Below are 3,310 nucleotides of genomic sequence, written 5' to 3'. Positions count from 1 at the left end.
TGCCGGTGGCCATTGGCGGCGGTGCGCTGGCCTTGTTGGGACTGGCAGCCGGTGGCGCGGGAAGTAGTGCAAACGGTAGCGGCATCAGCGCCACGCCCTCTGCTACGCCACCTTCGAGCGGCAACGATGGCGCGCCCCCCCCGCCCAGCAACACTTGGAATCTCACCGTCACCCCAGCAGCAGGCCCCTTCCTGGCCGGCGCGTCAGTGCGCGCCAGTGCGCAGAAGTGGGTAGGCGGCGCCTGGCAGGAAATCGCCAGCACCGCCACGGTGGATCGCAACGGCCGGATGAGCTTCAAGATCGACAAGAGCATGGTCACCGCCCAGGACATCCTGCGCGTGGTCGTCAGCGATACCGGCGACAGCGCCGACCACCGCGACGAAATCATCGGCAACCAGACCTTGGGGGCGACTCCTCTGATTGCCGTTATCGGCGGCCTGGATGCGGACCAGCAGGTCACGGCCAACCCGTTGACCACGCTGGCGGCCATGCAGATCGGCCAGAATCTGTCGCCGGACAATATGAACGCTATCCATGCTGCCGTTGCCAAGGCCTTCGGCATCAGCGTCGGTGATCTGGTCCACGTGCTGCCCGTTTTCCTGGGCGGCGGCGGCAATCCTGTCGAGACAGACGATGGCAAGAACTACGGCCTGGCACTCGGCGTGGTGGCCGGCATGATGCAGGCCCAGCGGGCTGCCGGCGTTCCCAGCAATGATGCGCTGGACAAGGCTCTCAAGGTGCTGGCAGGTGCCTTTGTCACGGGGGCTGACGGCAAACTCGTGCTGGATTTGCAAAAGGTACGCTCGGTCGAGGTCGACAAGGGCGATGGCACCAAAGCCCAGGTCGGCCTGGATGAAGGCGCAGCCCGCCTGTATCAGGCCACGGGCGACGCTGAGGCGGGGGCCAACGGCAGTCAGGTACCCTACATTAGTATCGACACGAAAAAGGAAGTCCCGGTTGCCGGCCAGACGCTGGCCAAGGGCGTGGACGCCAACGTCAGTTATTCCAGTTTTACCGATGGCTTGACCCTGAAGATCAATACGGCGGCCTCGGCCAAGGTGGGCGACAACCTGCATATCGAATTCGTCCGCTTGAATCAAGATGGTAAGCCGATCGCGGATGCAAAACCCTTCACCTATGACTATGTCCTGACCAAGAAAGACGTGGATGCGGTCGCATTGGCAGCCAGCGACTTCACCAACAAAGGTGGCGGGTTCTTCCTCTTGACGATTCCCACCCATCTCGACGACCCCGCCAAGTACAACCTGGAAAATGCTGCACGTCCGGCCGTCGGCTCCTCTACTGATTCCTCCAATTTCCTGTTGCCCGCTGAAAAAGGCGCCAATTCAGAAAGCAGTTTCTATAAGCCCAACAGTGGCAGCGCCCAGTTCCAGTTGCGCGCCACCGGCAGCGCACTGGGCTTCGCCTCGGCAGGGGCCAGGATCGCCCTGTTCAGCGATCAGATCGCCATTGAAGCCGCACCGGCCACTAGCGATCGCGTCACCTTCAACGGCGCTGGGACGGGACAGACGACCTCCAACACCATCAAGGTCGTGATGACTTTGCCGTATAAGATTTCCTGGAGCTCCGGCAATGAGCCAACCTTGCTCATGAAAGTCGATGGGCGAGACCTGATGGCCACTTACGTCCCCAATGGCAGCACCGGCGACGTGCTGCATTTCTCGTTGCAGTTTTCCAGTAGCGACGCGGCTACCCGCGGCCTGGATGGCGCAATCAGCATCCCGGACAATGCCCTGCGTTTCACCAAGAACGACGCCTACATCTACGCCGACCTTGGCAATGTGCTGTTCAAATCGAACGCCCAGGGGATATGGTTCAAGAGAGACGGTACCGCCGTGCCCGACAACGACCTTGCCAAGGCCTTGGGTGTTAAAACCCAGTTGAATACACCCTACAAAGCCGACACCACACCGCCTGCCGATCCTAATCTTGAAATCCTTGATCCCCCGGTCTTTGATAGCAGCGGCTTGCGCGCTGATGCTACTGTTCCGGTGAGCGGCAAGCTCAACGCCATTTCCAGCGCCAATCCAGAAGATGCCTTTTCTGTCGTGACCAACCAGATCAAGCAAGGATTGAAGATCAGCGTGGCATCCGGTGCGTTCAAGGCATCCGATAATGGCGCCAAAGTCAAGTTGCTGGTGACTGCGGACAACTTCTCCGAGTCACGTCTGGCCGAAGCCACCGTCAATGAGCGCGGCGAGGCGCAATTCACGGACGCGAGCTATATCCAGGCCACCGTCGACAGCTTGACCAGGTTTGTGAAAAGCAAATCTGCAGTGGACGGCGTGCCATTGAAGCTTGTTGCGCAATTGGTGGATGCTGCCGGCAACGAGAGTGGCAAGGTGGCGCTTAAGCTACCGACCGGTGCCGGAAGTAAAGCAAGCTTGACGCTCGATCTCTCTACGCCGGACGCCCCCAGCGAAGTCAAGCTGGATGCTTCCAGCGATACCGGCCGTGATGGCGCTGCTGCCACCAGGATCGATAACATCACCTCCCAAAGCACCCCCACGCTGCTGGTCAAAGGGGGTTCGCCCGGTTCAGTGATACAGATCTGGTCCGATGCAGCGCACACCTCGTCCCTTGGCCAGGGGGTAGTACGCGTCTTGCCGGGGGCCGTCTCCAGCAATGGCGCCACGGTTACCTTGAGTTCGATGCTCAAGCCGGGCGACAACACGGTCTATGTCACCATCACCGACCAGGCCGGCAACACCAGCGCCGACACGAGTTTCAAGCTGAATTACTTGAAGCCCTTCGATGCGTCCTCCAAACTCGATCTCGACATCACCAGCACCACGCCTGCCGAGAACAATGGTTTTTACCGCGCGGATAACGTGATTGAAGTGACGGTGCGCTTCGATCGCGAGGTTTTCCTGAAGACAGGGAAAAATACATCGAAGGTCTATGTCATCCTGCAGCCCGAAACCGAAGATGGTTCCCCGCTCCAAGATGCTCAGATCGGCACGGCAGTTTACGTAGGTGGCCTAGGCACCGACACGCTCAAGTTCCAATACAAGGTCGGTCAGAACGTCGAGCTTGGTACCAAGCGTGTCTTCAGGGCCATTTCATTGGTCAATCGGGATAAGGTTCTGGAGGACGTGGCCGGTAGCACGATCGAGACGGACCAGGCCAAGGCGGTGACTGGCCAGCAGGTCATGATCGATACCATCGTGCCGGCCAAACCTCAGGTATCTCTGCCGGCCGATATCGCTGACGGTGATACCTTCAGTGGCGCGGCTGCGCTCGACAAAGGCATCAATCTCAATGCGGAAAGCGGCAGTACGGTGCGTCT

The 3,310-nt window shown here is 59.7% G+C and carries 2 protein-coding genes; one reads left to right on the top strand and one right to left on the bottom strand.

Translation table 11 applies throughout. The annotated features are described in order from the left end of the window. The coding region (locus I5W_RS31145) for a hypothetical protein (protein WP_148289062.1) at nucleotides 1–313 on the bottom strand (313 nt) is incomplete at its 3' end. Between I5W_RS31145 and I5W_RS08275 the strand changes: the two genes are divergently transcribed. Next, the coding region (locus I5W_RS08275) for an Ig-like domain-containing protein (RefSeq protein WP_148289061.1) at nucleotides 288–3,310 on the top strand (3,023 nt) is incomplete at its 3' end. The genes I5W_RS31145 and I5W_RS08275 overlap by 26 nt on opposite strands.

Origin of the sequence: Herbaspirillum sp. B65, assembly GCF_000333555.1 — a bacterium.
Lineage (GTDB): Bacteria > Pseudomonadota > Gammaproteobacteria > Burkholderiales > Burkholderiaceae_D > Herbaspirillum > Herbaspirillum rubrisubalbicans.
This window is presented reverse-complemented; position numbering and strand designations above follow the sequence as displayed.